General features: G+C 42.8%; 19 protein-coding genes. 15 read left to right on the top strand and 4 right to left on the bottom strand.

The window, feature by feature from the left end:
• Window positions 1–11 precede the first annotated feature (11 nt).
• The 7 genes from AC0YNT_RS16480 to AC0YNT_RS16450 all read left to right on the top strand — a co-directional run bounded on the left by AC0YNT_RS16480 (window position 12) and on the right by AC0YNT_RS16450 (window position 7,725).
• Window positions 12–341: an HIT family protein gene (locus AC0YNT_RS16480; protein WP_475805601.1), complete on the top strand. Its 330-nt coding sequence runs from the start codon at window positions 12–14 to the stop codon at window positions 339–341.
• Window positions 342–407: 66 nt separating this feature from the next.
• The gene (locus AC0YNT_RS16475; protein WP_475805600.1) at window positions 408–2,255 is read left to right on the top strand and encodes an ABC transporter ATP-binding protein; all 1,848 of its coding nucleotides are present in this window, start codon (window positions 408–410) and stop codon (window positions 2,253–2,255) included.
• Window positions 2,230–4,059 carry an ABC transporter ATP-binding protein gene (locus AC0YNT_RS16470; RefSeq protein ID WP_475805599.1) on the top strand — a complete coding sequence of 610 codons (1,830 nt, stop codon included), beginning with the start codon at window positions 2,230–2,232 and terminating at the stop codon, window positions 4,057–4,059. Before AC0YNT_RS16475 ends, AC0YNT_RS16470 begins: the two co-directional genes overlap by 26 nt.
• A 212-nt stretch (window positions 4,060–4,271) precedes the next feature.
• Complete coding sequence (locus tag AC0YNT_RS16465) at window positions 4,272–5,009, top strand: DUF421 domain-containing protein (RefSeq protein WP_475805598.1); 738 nt, start codon at window positions 4,272–4,274, stop codon at window positions 5,007–5,009.
• Window positions 5,010–5,136: 127 nt separating this feature from the next.
• Window positions 5,137–5,802, top strand: coding sequence for a response regulator transcription factor (locus AC0YNT_RS16460; protein WP_475805597.1), 666 nt, complete (start codon window positions 5,137–5,139; stop codon window positions 5,800–5,802).
• Complete coding sequence (locus AC0YNT_RS16455) at window positions 5,799–7,145, top strand: ATP-binding protein (protein ID WP_475805596.1); 1,347 nt, start codon at window positions 5,799–5,801, stop codon at window positions 7,143–7,145. Before AC0YNT_RS16460 ends, AC0YNT_RS16455 begins: the two co-directional genes overlap by 4 nt.
• A gap of 28 nt (window positions 7,146–7,173) precedes the next feature.
• The gene (locus tag AC0YNT_RS16450) at window positions 7,174–7,725 is read left to right on the top strand and encodes a VanZ family protein (protein ID WP_475805595.1); all 552 of its coding nucleotides are present in this window, start codon (window positions 7,174–7,176) and stop codon (window positions 7,723–7,725) included.
• A 115-nt stretch (window positions 7,726–7,840) separates the two neighbouring features.
• Here the strand turns inward: AC0YNT_RS16450 and AC0YNT_RS16445 are convergent, their stop codons facing one another.
• A complete protein-coding gene (locus tag AC0YNT_RS16445; RefSeq protein WP_475805594.1) occupies window positions 7,841–8,041 on the bottom strand; it encodes a hypothetical protein in 201 nt (66 codons plus the stop codon).
• A 242-nt stretch (window positions 8,042–8,283) separates the two neighbouring features.
• Window positions 8,284–8,595: a cyclic nucleotide-binding domain-containing protein gene (locus AC0YNT_RS16440; protein WP_475805593.1), complete on the bottom strand. Its 312-nt coding sequence runs from the start codon at window positions 8,593–8,595 to the stop codon at window positions 8,284–8,286.
• Between the two features lie 73 nt (window positions 8,596–8,668).
• On the opposite strand from AC0YNT_RS16440, the gene AC0YNT_RS16435 reads away from it, so the two are divergent.
• The 7 genes from AC0YNT_RS16435 to AC0YNT_RS16405 all read left to right on the top strand — a co-directional run bounded on the left by AC0YNT_RS16435 (window position 8,669) and on the right by AC0YNT_RS16405 (window position 13,417).
• Window positions 8,669–9,085 carry a Crp/Fnr family transcriptional regulator gene (locus tag AC0YNT_RS16435; protein ID WP_475805592.1) on the top strand — a complete coding sequence of 139 codons (417 nt, stop codon included), beginning with the start codon at window positions 8,669–8,671 and terminating at the stop codon, window positions 9,083–9,085.
• Between the two features lie 73 nt (window positions 9,086–9,158).
• Window positions 9,159–9,713 (top strand): redoxin domain-containing protein, encoded by a 555-nt coding sequence (locus AC0YNT_RS16430; protein ID WP_475805591.1) that lies wholly within the window; start codon window positions 9,159–9,161, stop codon window positions 9,711–9,713.
• Window positions 9,714–10,597: 884 nt separating this feature from the next.
• Complete coding sequence (locus tag AC0YNT_RS16425; RefSeq protein ID WP_475805590.1) at window positions 10,598–11,149, top strand: GNAT family N-acetyltransferase; 552 nt, start codon at window positions 10,598–10,600, stop codon at window positions 11,147–11,149.
• A gap of 50 nt (window positions 11,150–11,199) precedes the next feature.
• Window positions 11,200–12,138, top strand: coding sequence for a phosphotransferase enzyme family protein (locus tag AC0YNT_RS16420; protein ID WP_475805589.1), 939 nt, complete (start codon window positions 11,200–11,202; stop codon window positions 12,136–12,138).
• 182 nt (window positions 12,139–12,320) lie between these two features.
• Window positions 12,321–12,635, top strand: coding sequence for a rhomboid family intramembrane serine protease (locus tag AC0YNT_RS16415; protein WP_475805722.1), 315 nt, complete (start codon window positions 12,321–12,323; stop codon window positions 12,633–12,635).
• A 184-nt stretch (window positions 12,636–12,819) separates the two neighbouring features.
• On the top strand, window positions 12,820–13,035 hold the full coding sequence (locus AC0YNT_RS16410) for a hypothetical protein (RefSeq protein WP_167275130.1): 216 nt from the start codon (window positions 12,820–12,822) through the stop codon (window positions 13,033–13,035).
• 28 nt (window positions 13,036–13,063) lie between these two features.
• The gene (locus AC0YNT_RS16405; RefSeq protein WP_475805588.1) at window positions 13,064–13,417 is read left to right on the top strand and encodes a hypothetical protein; all 354 of its coding nucleotides are present in this window, start codon (window positions 13,064–13,066) and stop codon (window positions 13,415–13,417) included.
• 101 nt (window positions 13,418–13,518) lie between these two features.
• Here AC0YNT_RS16405 and AC0YNT_RS16400 read toward each other — a convergent pair whose 3' ends face one another.
• Both AC0YNT_RS16400 and AC0YNT_RS16395 read right to left on the bottom strand, forming a co-directional pair.
• Window positions 13,519–14,910, bottom strand: a complete 1,392-nt coding sequence (locus tag AC0YNT_RS16400) for an S-layer homology domain-containing protein (RefSeq protein WP_475805587.1) — start codon at window positions 14,908–14,910, stop codon at window positions 13,519–13,521.
• A 529-nt stretch (window positions 14,911–15,439) separates the two neighbouring features.
• On the bottom strand, window positions 15,440–16,444 hold the full coding sequence (locus AC0YNT_RS16395; protein WP_475805586.1) for a VanZ family protein: 1,005 nt from the start codon (window positions 16,442–16,444) through the stop codon (window positions 15,440–15,442).
• A 497-nt stretch (window positions 16,445–16,941) separates the two neighbouring features.
• Between AC0YNT_RS16395 and AC0YNT_RS16390 the strand changes: the two genes are divergently transcribed.
• A complete protein-coding gene (locus AC0YNT_RS16390; RefSeq protein ID WP_475805585.1) occupies window positions 16,942–18,156 on the top strand; it encodes a Ger(x)C family spore germination protein in 1,215 nt (404 codons plus the stop codon).
• The last annotated feature ends 9 nt before the right edge of the window (window positions 18,157–18,165 follow it).

The raw sequence follows: 18,165 nt of genomic DNA, 5'->3' as shown, positions 1-18,165 counted from the left end.
GGGATACTCAAATGTCATGTTTTATTTGTGATAAGCATCTTGGCATTTCAAATCAACCGCCTGGTGGATATTTTTATGAAGATGAGAATTGGAAAGTTTGTCACTTTCCCGCAGACCAATCCGTTCTTGGGCGTATTGTATTGGAATCTAAACGTCATTTTTTGGATTTTGCTGAGATGACAGAAGAAGAGGCTGCATCTTACGGAGGTGTAATAAAGTTATTGTATGCAGCATTAAAACAGGTCACAGAAGCAGAACGGGTGTACCAACTCATAACTATTGATGGTACTCCACATTTTCATGTGCATTTTATTCCTCGAGGACGCGATGGCTGGCTTTAAGATCGATTGTCACAATGCGCCCATAAGGTGCTTATAAGGCAACAATTCTTTTTAGGAGGTTTTAGAGTGTCAACAGAGAAAAAAGCTACGTACTCCGGGTGGTCAAACATCATGTACTCCATGCAACTGCATTGGAGGGCGAGGCCGCTTACGTTGATTTGCTGTGCCGTCTCGGTGCTTGTTGGCGTCGGTGTGCCTTTTGTAAGCATCTATATGCCTAAAATTGTCATCGACAACATCACTGCGGGAGTCACGCCAAGCGAGTTTATACTTTCGGTGGGCATTATGGCACTTCTTCTGGCCGCGCTAAGCAGTGCTAAAAGCTACGCCGATCTCATCACCCATGAATCTGTAGGTACCATCAGTATCTTGAAGCACCTCCAAACTATCATGCATAAGCATCTAAATATGGACTACGAGGTGCTGGAAAGTCCCGGATACGCAAAACGGGGCGAGAAGGCGTGGCGTGCCATGCAAAGCAATCACTCTCCAGCCTCCAACATACCGAGAAACCTATCACAGTTTCTAATGAACGTATTGGGTTTTCTTGTATATGGAACGGTTATCGTATCGGTACATCCCCTTATTATTCTCTTTCTAGCCATCTCGGCCGGGATCAATTGGCTTGCACTCTCTCGTGCCCGAAAAGTTGAGAGGGACACGCGGGAAGAGCGGTCAAAGCTTCAAGGAAAACTCTGGTATCTTCAGAAGGTATCGAAGGAGTCGTCCGGTGGCAAAGACGTACGCCTATATGACCTCAGCAGCTTAATCCGCGGTATTTTTCAAAACATACTCGGTACCTCAACCGAAAAGGAACAAAAGGTAGCAACAGGCGATATGAAAGCACAGTTATCGGATGCGGTGCTCAGTCTGATTCGTGATGGTGCCGCGTACGCGTTTCTTATTTACTTGCTGCTGAACGGTGAGATGACATTGGGCAATTTCGTGCTCGTATTTGCCGCCATTGGCGCGTTTGCAGGCTGGTTGTCGGGTATATTGACAAGCGCAAGCGAGTTGATTCGGGCCTTAAGTGAGCTGTCAGATATACGAGATTATCTGGATGTCACCGATCTGTCTAATACAGGCGCCGGCCATGCGCTGCCGTCCGGCGATCTTCTTCCCTCAACGATTACATTAAGAAATGTTGGATATACCTATCCAGAGGCAAAGGAGCCGACCCTTTGCAGCATCGATTTTGAGATCAAGCCGGGAGAGCGCATTGCCATTGTCGGGGCAAACGGTGCGGGCAAGACGACGTTTATTAAGCTTTTATGCGGACTTTATAAGCCAACATGCGGGGAGATTACGCTCGGCGGCGTCGACATCACGCGATATAACAGAGACGAATATTTTTCTCTTTTTTCAACGGTATTTCAGGATATTCATCTCTTCTGCTGTGATATTGCCGGCAATATCTCGCAGCAGTCCCCGGAACAGACAGACTACGAGAAAGTAGAGAAATGTCTCGTCATGTCCGGACTTATGGACAAGGTAAGAGGTCTTGAGAAAGGTGAATCTACTCTTCTTGTTCGTCGGGTGCACGCAGACGCTATCGAACTGTCGGGCGGCGAGAAGCAGAAGCTGGCGCTGGCGCGCGCGTTGTACAAAGACGCGCCGGTTATCATCTTAGATGAACCTACGGCTGCGCTTGACCCGATCGCTGAAAGCGAGATTTATCAGCGATACGCCGAACTGACTGCAGGGCGAACTTCGATTTACATCTCCCATAGGCTGGCAAGCACGCGGTTCTGTGACAGGATTCTATTAATCGACGGCGGCGGCATCGCCGAGTGCGGCACGCACGACGAACTCATGAAATATGGCGGGAAATATGCCGAGATGTTTAATGTGCAGTCTCACTACTATAAGGATGGGGAGGTGACCGATCATGAAGGAGCGTTCCATCTGGCATAACCTGCGCCGCGGATACGGCATCGTAAATGGCTTAACCCCAACCTACATACCGCTTACCATCGCCTCATCCTTTATTAAAGCAGTTCAGCCCTTAATGGTGCTCTTCCTGTCTGCCCAGATCATAAACGAGCTGGCCGGCGAGCGCGACACCAGGCGCATTATGCTGTATGCCGCACTTACAGTAGGGCTTGCGTTTGCCGCTTCAGCTATCAATGCCGCAGTTAACCGCCGGATAACGACATTAAACAGTACGTTGTGGGCGCGTTTCTACTTTTTCCTGGGCAATCGATATATGCAGCTGAATTACGATCAAGTGGAAGATACGATGAATAATGAAAGGTTAGCGGATATTGAAGCTAAGTCGAACGGAAACGGGCTTGGCATTCTGCGCCTGCACTACAGTCTGCCGGAACTATTACAGCCTCTTTTTGAACTGATACTATCTATCATACTGGTTATCGGGATGTTCACATCCACATCATCCTATGAGCAGACATTTATAACATCACCGTATGCTACTGGTTTGCTGATTCTTCTCATCCTCACTATGATTCCCTTTACTTATGTACTCAAAAAGAGGGAGGAGAAAATTCAGAAGAAAGTGTTCGAGGATAACCCGAAGGCAAATACCTATGTGAGTTTCTTCAACGAATATATGCAGGCAAAGAATGCCGCCAAGGATATTCGACTCTATAAACAGGCATCGGCGATAGAGGATCACTACAATAAATCGGTTGGAGCTGAGTACTGGTACCGCATTTTCGACTTGATCGGTAAGAACAATGCATTGTCAGCAGCTATGAATGCCATACTAGGCGGCTGCGTTTATCTCTTTATCGGTTTGCGGGCGCTATATGGCATGTATCCTTTAGGCAGCGTAGTTCAGTACATCGGCGCGGTAACTGGTGCTGTAGGTGCGCTGGCCAAGCTTGTCTCAGTTGTGGGCAATTTTATTACAAACAACCCTTATCTGAACCTCGTGTACGAGTATCTTGACTTGCCGGACAATATGCAAAATAGCGCTAGAAACAGACAAATCCCGCAAGAAGGACTAGAGTTTGAGTTTCGTGATGTCTCGTTCAAGTATCCTGGGTCGGACAATTACGCGATCAAGAACCTTAGCATGAAATTTAATATCGGCGAACGGCTTGCCGTCGTAGGGCTGAACGGCAGCGGTAAGACAACGATGATTAAGCTGCTATGCCGGCTTTATGAACCTACGGAGGGCGTTGTCACGTTAAACGGCATCGACATTAAGGAGTACGACTATTCGGCATATATGGGCGTATTTAGCGTTGTGTTTCAAGATTTTAAGCTGTATTCGTTCTCCCTTGGCTATAACGTTGCCGCATCCGAGCGTTATGACGCAGCATTGGCGGAGGAATCTCTTATCTTGGCGGGGCTGGGCGAAAAGGTTAAGAACATGTCGGAAGGGCTTCATACCTACCTACATAAGGATTTCTCAGACGACGGCGTGGAGATTTCAGGAGGCGAAGCGCAGAAGGTAGCTCTCGCAAGAGCACTGTATAAGAACGCGCCTTTCGTGATATTAGACGAACCTACGGCGGCATTGGACCCGATCGCAGAGTTTGAGATTTATTCCCGATTTAATGAATTAATCGGCGGTAAAACGGCAATCTTCGTCTCACACCGACTCTCGTCCTGCCGATTCTGTCATGATATCGCCGTGTTTCACGAAGGTAGGCTTATTCAACGTGGCTCCCATGATAAGCTTGTGGCCGACCGGGACGGGAAATACGTGGAACTTTGGAATGCGCAGGCTCAATATTACGTTGGGGCATAAGTAAATATCGGACGACAAGTACATCTATACTAAGAAAGTCGCATAAACTGCGGCTTTTTATTTTATGTATAGAAATTCTTAACGCCTGCTCAAGACAAGAACTTCTATACAAAGCTTTCTGGACATGGAGTGAACAAAAGTCGGGTTAAATTTCGGCAAATAAGGGGAAAATAGTGGAGTTTAAGATTCTAGCTCATGGAGTGTGACTTTGCTTGTTTGACTTTTTCCATAAACAGGAGACCTTATCAGCCGTTGAATGGGCTATGCGGGCTATCGTAGGCTATTTCTTTCTGCTTATCGTAGCCAAGCTGCTCGGACAACGTTCCATCTCCCAGCTGCGATTTCTGGACTTCATTATTGCGCTCATACTTGGCAACATTATTGCCCACCCCCTTTCTGACGAAGGGCTGTCGCTCACAGGCTCCATGATCACTACTATTGTTCTTGTATTCCTGTACATGATCACCTCATGGCTCGGTTTAAAATGGAACTTCCTGAAGCATTATCTCGATCCAGCCCCGATGAAGCTGATTCAGCATGGCAAGATCATCATGAAAAATTTAGGCAAAGCCCGTATTTCGGTCGATCACCTCTTCTCGGAGCTGCGCAAGCAGCAAATTGAAGATATTCAGAAAGTCGCCCTTGCCCTATGGGAGCCGGGAGGAACCATCTCCTTCTTCCTGGAGACTCAGTATCAAACTGTTACACCGAAGGACATGAAGATTCCGATCTCCCCATTCTCGTTGGTTAAGCCTATTGTCGTGGAAGGAACCACGAATAGCGCAATGTTAAGGGAGCAGGGGAAAAACGAAGCATGGCTGGCGATGAAGATTCAACATGCACATCTAGATATGAAGGATGTTGTCCTAGCGACCATCGACGATCAGCAACAACTGCGCATATATACCGAAGTGGACATGATCGAAAAAAACGAGCTGCCTCCTACTTGAGGAGAGTTCGTTTTTTTGTGTGCTTAAGGACGGAAGCATTGTTTGTATAGAAGTTCTTGAAACATAAATGATAAATCTACAGTTAAACTACAGATTACTATGCTATCTTTTTTCAGGAGGGAGATTTATGGTCATACAAATTCTGCTTGTCGAGGATGACGAGCATATATGTAATACCGTCAAAACCTTTTTATGCGAAGCCGGATATAAAGTAGACGCCTGTACAGACGGTAACGAAGCGCATAAAAAATTTTATAATCATATTTATCAACTTGTCATTCTCGATATCATGCTGCCCGGCATGAGCGGACATGAGCTTTTACAGGAGGTTCGCAAGTTAAATAATACACCAGTATTGATGATGAGCGCCCTTTCTGACGATGAAAACCAAATCAAGGCGTTTGATGCAGAAGCGGACGATTATGTGACAAAGCCATTCAAGATCCAGCTTTTGTTGAAACGTGTGGAAGCCTTGCTCCGGCGGAGCGGCGCGTTGGCAAAAGAAATCCGATACAGCAAGTTAACATTACTTCCGGAGGATTTCAAAGCATTTTACGGTGGGGTGGAATTACCCTTGACACTCAAAGAATTTGAAATTCTAATGCTATTGGTTCAGAACGGGGGCAGGACGTTATCGCATGAAATCATCTTATCTCGGGTGTGGGGGTATCAGTTTGACGGCGACGGGAGCACCGTGCATACCCACATCAAAAATCTACGGTCGAAGCTGCCTGAGAATATCATCCAGACTGCTCGCGGCATAGGTTACCGATTGGTGGAAGAAACATTATGAAGAGAAGCGGCATATTCATCAAAGTATTTATTTACACCATCATTTTCTCGGCATTGTTGGTCGGTGCGACGGCAGCTCTGTTTTCGTCTCAGATTATGGCTTATTACTCAGGACTTGAATTTCAAAAAATTAGCAGCACTTATAAGCAATTAATTGAGCGCTCACATGGGAATATCAATATGCCAGAGATAGCGAATCAATTTCACGATAGAAACCAAACGTTTCGGTTCTATATTACAGACGAAGGCGGCAATATCGTTTATGTGACACCTGATTCTGATACATCAAGCAGTTTGGTCGGAATGAGCCCCGATAGCGAAAAGTCTTCGTTCATTGTTTATCTCGGCAATGGCTATTTGCTCCACGTTTTTAACGATGATGTTTTTTCATTGAGATACAGTCACTTGATTGCGCGTGTGCTTGTAATGTTGTCTGCCATGCTTGTCGTCTGTGTCATTGCCGCATATGTTTTTGCCCGGCAGATGACAACACCAATCAAAACTTTGGCGGATAATACAACCAAGATGGCGAATCTCCAAGAAGTTCGGCCCCTACCGGAGCGTAAAGATGAGCTTGGTATTTTAGCCCGCGATGTTCATTCTATGTACGACAGGCTGAAAAAAACCATCTCCCAATTAGAGGATGAAATCCTGCGGGAGCGCGAGCTGGAGGAAACACAGCGGTATTTCTTCTCTGCGGCTTCCCATGAGTTAAAAACGCCTGTCGCGGCTACAAGCGTCTTGCTGGAGGGAATGCTTGCAAATATAGGTGATTACAAAGACCATCCCAAATATATGCGCGAATGCTTGAAAATGATGGACGCACAGAGCAAAATCATTTCCGATATACTGGAGATTGTTAGTCTGAACGACGGGAAAATCGTACCCGTTCCTGAAAAACTGGATATCAAGCGAACCATTTCTGAAATGTTATCTGATTTTCATACATTGTCAGAGGCAAACGATCAGCGTATAGTTACAGATATTCCTGATGGGCAGACTTGCCTTGCGGATCCTAAAATGTTGAGAAAGGCGCTTTCAAATGTCATATTGAATGCAGTGCAGAATACGCCGAAGGGCGGGGAGATTCGGCTATGGTGCGATCCTATTGCTGACCAATACCGCCTTTGTGTCTTAAACAATGGCATGAGGATTGACAATACTGCTCTGCCTAAGCTTTTTGACCCGTTTTACCGCGTGGATAAGGCACGGAGCCGGAATAACGAACGAAGTGGCTTGGGACTAGCCATTGTCCGAAAAACGTTGGAATCAATGAACGTTGATTTTGCTTTGGAAAACACTCCGGAGGGCGTTCTGTTCTGGATGAACTTGCCGAAGATGTAATTGCGAAGGATGAAAAAAAGGAGCTATTATGAATACACGAGAGCGAGTACTACAAGTCTTTTTATATGTTGTTTTCATCTGTTACCTGTTTTTATTAATTAAAATATTTTTCTTATCGAGAGTATCGATTTCGGAGCTATTTAATAGCCACAGGACGTTAGTTAGGTCGATCAACCTTATTCCTTTTGATAGCATAGGTGAATATCTATCTGGCAGCTCTGCTAATTTAAAAAGATTCGCTTTTGCTAATGTGATAGGCAATATACTTATTCTTATACCCTTTGGTGTATATTTGCCATTATTAAGGAGCAACAAGAGAGTATTTAATAATCTGTTGTTTATATTTATAGTGAGTTTATTTGTTGAAATCATTCAGGGGCTTTTAGGTATTGGAACAGCAGATATTGATGATATTATTTTGAATTGTATTGGTGGATGCATTGGGATTCTAGGATACAAGTTTTTACTATTTATATTAAGAGATGAGAAGAGAGTATATACTGCAGTCACAGTATTATCTGTTATCATTGGATTACCTATTATCTATTATTATTTGTTCATGATAAAAATGAGATTCTAAATATCTTCATTGAACAGGCTGCCGATATTATCGACAGCCTGTTCAGCAACTTGACAGGAGGAGTGCCCATTAATCAAAACATTATTGTCAACCAAGTCCAATTATTAGGCTTGGATTATGCACTTACACCTTGACTCCATTTGTAGAAGCCGTAGCCTTGCCCCTCAAAGAACTCTAAAAACCCAACTCCGGCTTGTATTGGTTCAAGCGTTACCTTAATCGATCTGGTAGTGTCACGTCTATGAATGAGCTTGCCCACCCATTCTCCATTTAAGATATCTTCTTTCACCTGTTGCATAGTTTGACTTACGTACATGCATTTCCACCTTTCCTGTGCCTCATATTAGTGTGACAGCAATCTATTATACCCGACACTTTTAGTTATCGTTTCAGGTATTCATAGTTTATGCCGCTTCTCGATTATATAGAAGGTGGTGGATAATTAATGTCACTTTCCGTTGTCGCATAATAGGTAGTTTTATCGACTGTGTTGTATAACCATGATAGTTGAGATCGTATTTTTACGGAAGTGCTGTAAAATGCCAGCACTTCCCTACGTTATACAAAATGGTAGGATGGTGTGGTAATTATGGTATAATTTACAGCACTAAGGTCGAGAACGAGTAACCAATCGCCAGGATTAAGTTTATTGACAATCCGCTCGCTCCCATCTTTGCCGATTTGGCTGATACGAGCACTACCTTTCAGCAAGAACATGCCGTAGAACCTTGCCTCCTCCTGCTTAAAAAGACGAGATTTGGCGGAGAATGACCGAATTTCCGGCTTTGCTTCAGCCCAATCTTCCTCGCATACATCCCTCAAACATGGAAATACTTCAAGCAACCTCATATCCGTGACGATTGAAGTCATATCTGTCTCCATTCTGAAAATTCGTTTTCTTTAAAAATCCATTTTTCCGTTTTCTCAAATATGTGCTCTCCTAGTGCTTAGTGGTCTGAGCGGACGAGACTACCCAGGCGTCATCGAGGCTGAGACGGAGGTCGAGACGCTGTTTGTATCCAAACGCAGCTTCTTACTCTGGGTGCAAAAATACGAGTCGATCCGTAAAACCGTATTCGGTAACCTGCTCGAAGGAATTATGCAAATGGGCGAACAGCTTCAAGTGAAACAGACCAAACCATTGGAAACGCGGCTGGCTGAAGTACTACTGCGTTCCACATCAGAGCAGCAACCAATGCTGAGAATGACACATAATGAGCTTGCTTCTGAAATCGGTACTGCCCGTGAAGTCGTGAGCCGTATGTTACAGCGATTTCAGCGTGAGGGATGGGTGGAGACTGGAAGAGGTTGGGTACAAATTACCTGCCGTACTGAATTGGAGGAGCTAATTGGTGACTAGGTCACAGAAGCGGTAATGCTATTCTGTTAAATTGGATCAGTAAGTAAATTCCAAATACAGGAGGTACCTACCGATGACTCACCAACTCCTGCAGGGCATGATTGCTCCAACATTCCAAGCAGTCGACTACTGCGGCAATCCTATTTTGTTTGAAAATTATCGTGGCCGCAAAGTACTGCTCGCCTTTATGCGCTTCTCCGCTTGTGCTCTTTGTAATTTGCGGGTGCATCAATTTATTAACAGATATCCCGATTGGCAGCGCCAAGGTATGGATGTTATCGTCGTCTTCGAATCAACAGAGGCGAATATGCGGACATATGTCGGAGCTCAAAATGCTCCGTTCTCACTAGTCACCGACCCTAATGCGCACTTGTACGATTTGTATGGTGTTGAGACTTCTGAAGAGAAAGTACGTATGACAATGGCCGATGCGAACACAAAAAAGCTCGCCAAAGAAGCTGCTGCTGCCGGCTTTCCTCTTACTCCAGAGGAAGGTTCAAATTTTAATCGAATACCTGCCGATTTTTTGATTGATGAGAGTGGTATTGTGCGGGTTGCACATTATAGTCATCTTATTACCGATCATCTCCCGCTCGTGGAGATCGACAGCTTCGCTTCAGGTGAATAGAGTGCGCGGATAACCACGATGGAGCACATATTTCATAATGCTGTACGCCTGGGAAAAGTATTTGAAGTGTTAACCTCAAATGCTTTTTTTTTATTTCTACGAAAGCGCCGGATGCTGTAAAACTTGCAATCTATAGCACAACACCTCAACAGCAACTGGCAAGAAATCTGCTGTTGTTTTTGCTGAAGTAAAGGGTATTTCGATTACAATATATGGTAATATAAGTGTAATCCTCTTGGAGCTAAGGAGTGGTACAACTGTCTATCAAAAAGCTCATTGATTGGTTAAACCGAAACCGCATATGCCGTTGCGAAGTATGTGATACTGAGCTTAATGTTTACGCGTATGCCTCAAAGAGATCGGTGATATTATTCTGTATTGAATGTACACAGTATTACTATAGGGGGGACTTAAATTCACCTATTAGCAAATATGAAGTACCTGAGGGGCTTATGAAATTATGGGAGATGGACCCATATCATAAGAATTATACAGGGTCACCAATAAGTGAGACATATGAACCTAGGTGGATTAAACATCTTCGCAGACTGTTACGTTAACCATTGTATCAGCAGCAGCTGGACACAACGAAGGAGAGTTGTTGTTGAATCAACTAAAAGTGTGACTGTCAATGGCAAAATGAAACCTGACCTTGTTCAACTTGGCATTACTTATAATTCCGGTCACCTGGTCTAAATTACAAAATAAGCTAGGTAGTCATGAATTGGACTAACTGGAAGCACTAGTTCAGATCAACCGGTAGTTTAGAATGATAAATTGCTCCTTTATGACTAATCAGGGTGGTAACGCGGAGTAACTCCGTCCAGTAGGGGATGAGTTTTTTTGCTTCTTCTAATTAAATACTGAAATGGAGGTTATTGAATATGAGTAAGGTGTTGGTTACAGCCCGTTTGACATTACGGCAACTTGAGTTTGAAGATGCTGAAGCTTTGGAAAGATTAGCTGGCGAGAAAGATGTCGCGGATACGACATTAAGCATGCCACATCCATATCCAATTGGTTCAGCTATAACGTTTATCAAAGCAAGGCATGAAGCCGAAACAAGAGGCGATGGCTACTCGTTCGCTATTACTTTCACGGAAGATGGCTTGTTCCTCGGAGTCGTTGGTCTACACGTAAATAAAAGACATAATATGGCTGAATTAGCGTATTGGATTGGAAAGCCATATTGGAAAAGCGGCTTTTGTACAGAAGCAGCCACGAAGGTAGTTCAGTTTGCATTTAATGAGCTTGAGTTAAATCGCGTATATGCTGCAGCGATGACAAGAAATCCTGCTTCGTATAAAGTTATGGAGAAAATCGGAATGAAGTATGAGGGGGTTTTGCGTGATCATATTCGTAAGGGAGACGTATATGAGGATCTAATGCATTATGGACTCCTCCGAAGTGATGATCGAATTAACGGCGAACTTTAAATAGAGGGCCACTCTATGACCGACAACTTATTAAATAGGAGGGAAGTAGAATGACTTGTAACCATAAAAAATTACTCGAAACCGGCATGCGCATGTTCGAACTTGATCCGGACAGCTTACTCAGCCATCATGAATCCGAACACAGCTTTATTGCTTCTTACACATTGGGAGACACTAAGGTATTCCTGCGGATGACGAGAGATGCGCATCGGTCAACCAATATTATCCGGGGAGAGATCGATTGGATTGAGTTTCTATCAGATAAAGGTTTACGTGTATCTCGGCCAATTCGTTCCGCTGGTGGACGGTTGGTGGAAGAAGTAAAGGTGGATGAAGTTACATATACGGCTGTTTGCTTTGAGGCCGCACGTGGTCGGTACATATCTGAAGCCGATTACAGTTTTAAGTTGTACCATCTCATGGGAGCCTACATGGGAAGAATGCATAACGTCACTAAATATTATGAACAACCTTCCAAACATTTCAACAGAGCGGATTGGTCCGCAGAAGCGGATCTAATCGCGAATATTGATCTACCTGAATCCGAAAGGCCAATCGTAGAACGTTACGCTGAATTACGGGGACACATAGCAACTCTTTCAAAATCACGAAGCAGCTATGGATTGATTCATGCTGATTTCCACCATGGAAATTTTTGTATTGATGGAGACGAAATCTACTTATATGATTTTGATGCCTGCCGGTACTCCTGGTTCGTAGATGATATTGCCATCGCAGTATTTTTCGTAACCGCGCTTAATCCTATGGAAGATGCGAAGGAGAAGTTCCTAAACCATTTTCTTGAAGGATATCAATTGAAAAATGATTTGGAAAAGGGATGGTTGGATGAAATCCCAAATTTTATAGCCCTTAGAGAAATTGGACGATATATCAAGCTCTATCGTGCTTGTGATGGAAGGTACGAACGGCTTCACCAATGGGGAAGATCCTTTATGGAAAATCGTAAAAAACGAATATTAAGCTTCTAATATCAAATCCGGCATGTAATGAGTTCCCTGAGAGAACTTATTATATGCCGGATTTGCTTTTGAAAAGTTTTGTTTATTTCGCTCTACTGGTGTTAAAAACCATGCTGCAGTTCACTTACCCCGAGGTTCTGAGTGCATTTCGGCGAAACCCATCGGCATTGGATTCGGGAGAATGATGGCGGATATTTACTCCGCTCCTTGTCCATTCCGACGGGTTGGATCAATACATCTTCAACATGGTGTGCTTGGCATTCCTAGGTGCTGCGACGGAAAAAGCCTTCGGCTGGCGGTTATTTATGGTCTTGTATGCTATAGGTGGGGTGGCCGGTGAGATTGCGGGTTACGCTGCGTGGGACCCAAATAGAGCTGGTGCATCTGTCGGATTTTGCGGTTTGCTAGGTGGGTTAGTTGTGTTGATTCTCTGTCGGTACAGCACTCCCGTCTTGAAACTGGCATTTGGAACGAATTCGGAAATAGTGATTCAAACATCGATATAGAGGGTATATCTTAGAAAAGAAGCAGCATTCAACGTATCACCACATTGAAATGACAGAGTCATTTAATTCTTTTGATGCCGGCCTGGATCTAGGTCTTGTTGAACATTTGCTCCTTTTTGTTGATACATGGAGTAAGTGTTTATTTTGTTTGGGATACGTAATTAATCATTTGGGGGAGTTTTCTATGAATAAACAATCTTTGGATTTCATTAAACAAACACTTGAAGAGTTAAAGCAAAGGACAATTTCTGTACTGGAGGAGGGACAGATTGAGCACGTTATTCTGATGTTGGACAGGAAGTACCCAGCACATCTGTTAGAAGAAGCCAGTGGTGATATCTCTATTCAAGAAAGCTCTGAATTGAGGTATTTAGATGAGCAAGTATCAACTCGAAATTAAACTTATATATCGAAAAGGAGTGTTTGTAATGTCAGAAAAAACATTATACGTATCTGTATCTAGCAAAAGTGTTGATACGAAAGCTTCTATGAATGATCAGCTTGAGGTCCGTGGGACAGAGGAGGAGCTCGAAAAACTGCATCGAATGCTTGAACATCTACAGCGGGACGATGAGGTGACCCAATTCAGAGCTCCAATTCCGTATAAATCCGCGGATCACGATAAAGCTACGGATCAGTTTAACGATGATCTGCTCAAACTCTATCAAGTAATCTACAATTTGGGGACAGACAAGACGAAGGCTCATATTCATGATATGAACATACTTAATAAGCTGCAGAATACCGATTACGAATATCCTGGCTACGAGCGTAAATGGTAACACAATGAAAAACCTTCCGTTTCGAGTTTCGACGGAAGGTTTTTTAGCTTATAACTTTGAGAACTCGTATGAAAGGGCAAGGTGATACTCCATCCAATGAATCACCTGCTATCAAGCTTCTGCCGAATTGATTGCTCAATCGAATCCATCGGATTGCTGCCTGGTTTCGGAATAAAGTAAGCAGGCGCGTTTGGCTTATACAGTCCGCTGGCAGTGGCCAACTCAACGCTAATCGAACCTTTATCTTCAACGAGCGATTGGAGCAGTGTCGAGGTCATGCCGGCTTGCTTTGTCTGCAAAGCTGCGTAAACAACTTCGACCATATCACCACGAAGGAAAGGCTTAGCGTTGGCAAGCCGCGAAGCGGCGTCCTCTGTCAGCATTCCGTTGTTATGTGACAATTCTGCTGCATTCGAAGTCGTTGCGTTGGAATATCCAAGCAATCGGTTGATTAAGGTCAAAAATTCTTTGCCCGTCATTAAACGATCTGGAGCAAAAGAGCCATTCCCGATGCCTTTGACATAACCCTTGCTAGCTGCGTATGCAATGGATTGAGCAGCCCAGTGTGAGCCTTTTACATCGGTAAAGCTGGACTTCATTTGTACTCTTGCGGCGTCGTCCGCCTCGCCGGAAAGTCGAAGCAGCATAACGGTACCTTGCGCGCGAGTTATGGGGGCCCCTAATTGATACCCGTAATTGGTTCCCATAAATAGGCCAAGCTGATTCAACGTATCCGCTTGTTGCGTACGTTGGCTGGAATTTGTGGAATCGAATGCGGAAAGGATAGATACTTCTTCTAGTAGTTGATCCGATTGAATTTGTTTTGAATAATTAGAGGTTACTTCTTCAAGCTTTGGTTCTGGCGTCTCCGATATTTGTTCAACTTCCACGCCGTTTATTTCTCCGGTATGGACTAGACTCGAGAGATCGGAGATATACGAGCTGACGTAGTAGTCTGGAGCAGGCGGGTTATTAATCAAAAAGAGTGAAGAGGCGTTCAGTTGATATTCAGTCAACATTCCTTGCGGGTTGAAGGATTGGATAAGAGTAACCGACTTCATTGGCTCATTAAAATCCTTTACGACCGTACTTTCATCCAATTTTTTTCCAGACCAGAACTGGACGGAAGTTTGTTTCTTCAGCATACTAGTCTCATCAAACTCATTGTTTATTGAATTGCTTAAGAAGCGCTCCGATCCGCCTTCTCCGGACATTCTTATAAACTGCTCTTCGATGTATTGGTCGCCTGTGAACAAATGCACGATACCGTATAGGATTTGAACCGGCTTGTCCGTTCCGCCTGCAATTGTAGTCAGCCAATGATCGTCAGCGGCATAGCGGGGATATACAGCAAATTCAGCAGCATATACGACTTCAATTCGATCAAAGTCATATTTGATTTCTCCATCGGCAGCCGAGACCTGAGCAAATTGAAAAAGCATAATTACGGACAGCAAGACTGCAAACACAATTTTACGAGAATTCTTTTTCATATAGATACACATCCTCACCAAATAATTCCATTACAATCATACAAAGAGATATGGAATTTGTCACTATATTTGCGGATGGAGCAGCTATATGCTAAAGATACAATTTTTTTAATTTAAAAATGATCCAAACGTCTCGGAAACAACTTTTTAAGAGTTTAATCTGGCATTGATATAGCACAGAAATCTTGAGTCGAATGATGAGATTGAGAAAATGATCCGGCGGATAATTAATTGTTGTTTGTGGAGTTATTAATATAACGGGAGAGTACCGAGAGATGTCATTATTCATTGTCCTGCTGATTTTGGATCAACGGATTCATTCTGGAAGCTAATGAAAGAAACAACGGGCATGAATGAGGATCAGCTTTGGGGAGCGCCAGGCTCATTTTGAGTTAAATGGTTGATTCATAGTATTCAAATGGCAAGGTAATTGATAAATATCTAAATGCCCCTTAGCGCAACAAGCTGCCGATTAGTTGGCGACTTGTTACGCTATACGATTGGGCAGGATAGTTTGATATGACACTTGTTAGAACAGAGATATCAAGTTTTCATTTATACTGTTGATAATTTTTTGCCCCATGTTGACTTCAGTAAGAGTAATGTCCCACATCACGGCATTGGCAATCGGATTTGGGTCATCGTTTATTAATTTGATGGTAAGTTCATTTACTCGGTTTAAAGCGAATTGAAAAGAGTCAGGTTGATTCTCTCCACTTTTAGCCGATAAACCCAGTGACCAAATTTCATTGCCGTCTGCGATGAAAATAATATCGCTTCTCCCCTTGCTTGCAGAGTTAATTACATCATCCGGTATAGCGGCATAGCCTGTCATTTTTGTATATTTGCCATTTAAAAGATACGTAAACTCGTTAGTTCTTGTGTTTTTTCTACTGTAAATGTTGATATGAGGCTCAACCTTTTGTCGGTCTACTGTAAAACTTAAGAGGGTTTCATCCCAGATTACAGCTCCATCTTTTAATGCAAATTCATTCAGGGCTACGACTTGGCCGCCTCCCTTTTCTAAATAATTATTGATGCCGCCTACAAAAGCAATTACTCCAATCGAAAGTACGGTGGCTGTTAGAATGATTCGAAAAATTCCTTTAAATTTATCCCGGTCACGGTGCACTAACCTCTGTGCCCAAAATCCTACCGCCGCTCCTAATGTATTAATGATGATATCGTCAATATCAAAGGATCCTAAACGAGAAAGCATTTGCAAGATTTCAAGAATCGTAATAGACAGAATAAATAAGGTTATAAATCGAATGAAATTACAGCGAAACAGAAGGGGGATGACAATCCCGAAAGGTATAAATGCTACAAAATTGCCCAACTCAAAAAACCAAATTTGAAAGTCCCTTCCCATTGGAAAATGTAAAGGAATCCCTTCAGGCATTAGACTATAACGCATGCCAGAACCTTGAAGGAAAGAAGCTCTGTTGAAACCTATATACAAAAAAAAGAAGGTCAATACGGTATATAATACTAACAGTATTATGGTAATTTTCCGTAACTTTCCTTGATACATAATTACATCCTTTCTTTTCTGCAAAGCGGCTGTTTCATGTGCAAATACTTTTCACAACTCCAGGCTTAACGTTGACACATATGTAAGACGGTACTCCGCCCTATTTTGTAACACACCCCAATTTACACCTTTAAGAGGAAACTAGACATTTAATTGATAAGTATGGAATGCTTCATTTAATTAATTATGATGATAATAAAGATGTTTTAGAGAAGTTAAGAACAGTGTTTGGCTTTGCATGGAAGAAACTAAGTTTAACGCCAAAGAATACTTCGGTAGAAGATATTAATAAAATGATTAATGCCTTAGATTATTTTCAAAGACGACAAGGAACTACGTTAATCGACTATTGGGCGAATATAAAAAACGATAATCATAATTTAGAAAGTTTAGGTAATTATAACCATGAATGAAATAGTGTCATTACGCTGTAGGGAGATTGGTTAAACACGTTATTCAAGGATGCTCCAATTTAATCCAAATTTATTGAGGAGTTAATGTTTGAAGGCAAGCAAGGAGGATTGACCAATACAGCAATGAAGATAAGAAATTTAAGCCGTGCTATAAGCATTAGTATAATTTGGGTTATTCTTCTCATGCTGACCGGCTGCTGGGATCGTCGTGAGATTAATGACGTTGCGTTTGTATTAGCAGGTGGAGCTGATAAAGAAGGAGACAATATTCGTATCAGCGTACTTATCCCACTTACGGGTAATATGGGAAATACGGGTGGTGGAGGTGGATCCGGTGGACAAAAACCTTACAGCATTAAGACAGAGACAGGTAAAACAGTTAGCGAAGCAGTTTCGAAACTTCAATTTCGTCTCTCTCGACATCTGTTTTTTGGCCATCGACGTGTAATAATCGTTGGCGAGGAGCTAGCAAGAACAGGGGGCATTGAAACCGTTATAGATGCTATTACCCGTACACCAGAAAAGAGATTATCCACATTTATTGCAGTTTCTGAAGGTAGTGCCCTTGATATGCTTAACGCCGATACACGCCTTGAACGTTTCTCTGCAGAATCGATGAGGGAAGAATTACAATCAGAAACAAGCGCTGGTATTAATCTAAAGGAAATTCTCTACAAACTAATTACTATAGGCGATGATGCCTATTTCCCATATGTACAGAAGGTGAAAACAAAGATAGAAGGGCAGGAATCTGAGGATATTCTGAGTGATGGTTTTGTTCTTTTTCATAATGGAAGAATGACTGGGGAATTAACAGGGAACTCGGCATTAGGTTTTCGGCTGCTCAATCAGTCAATTCGCAATTATGATGAGACAATTAATATAGATGGGAGTTATTTAACAGTAACAATTAATCAGGCGAAAATAAGTATTAAGCCGATAGTTAAGAATGAAGAGTTATCCTATCGTATTCACTCTAGAGTGAAGGTTAGTATTAAAGAAGATAAAAATCTGGAAAGAAATTATAGCTATTCGGAGCAACGAAATCAAATTGAGCAGAGCATTGCACAGCATGTTGTCGATAATATTAATCTCGCTATAAATAAGATGCAGCAAAATAATAGTGATGCCATAGGATTTGGATTGCAAGCGTATCGTGCCTATCCAAAAATTTGGACTACAAAATACCGAAATGATTGGAACGAGATATTTCCAAAAATAAAATTTGAAGTAACTGGAGAAGCAAACGTGTTCCGACTAGGCATGAGTAGTGAGAACCTGGGTAAAAAAGAAAATTAGAATGATAGT

Source organism: Paenibacillus sp. J22R56 (genome assembly GCF_056269375.1).
The sequence above is the reverse complement of the archived record's forward strand: the minus strand, read 5'-3'. Positions and strand labels throughout refer to the sequence as shown.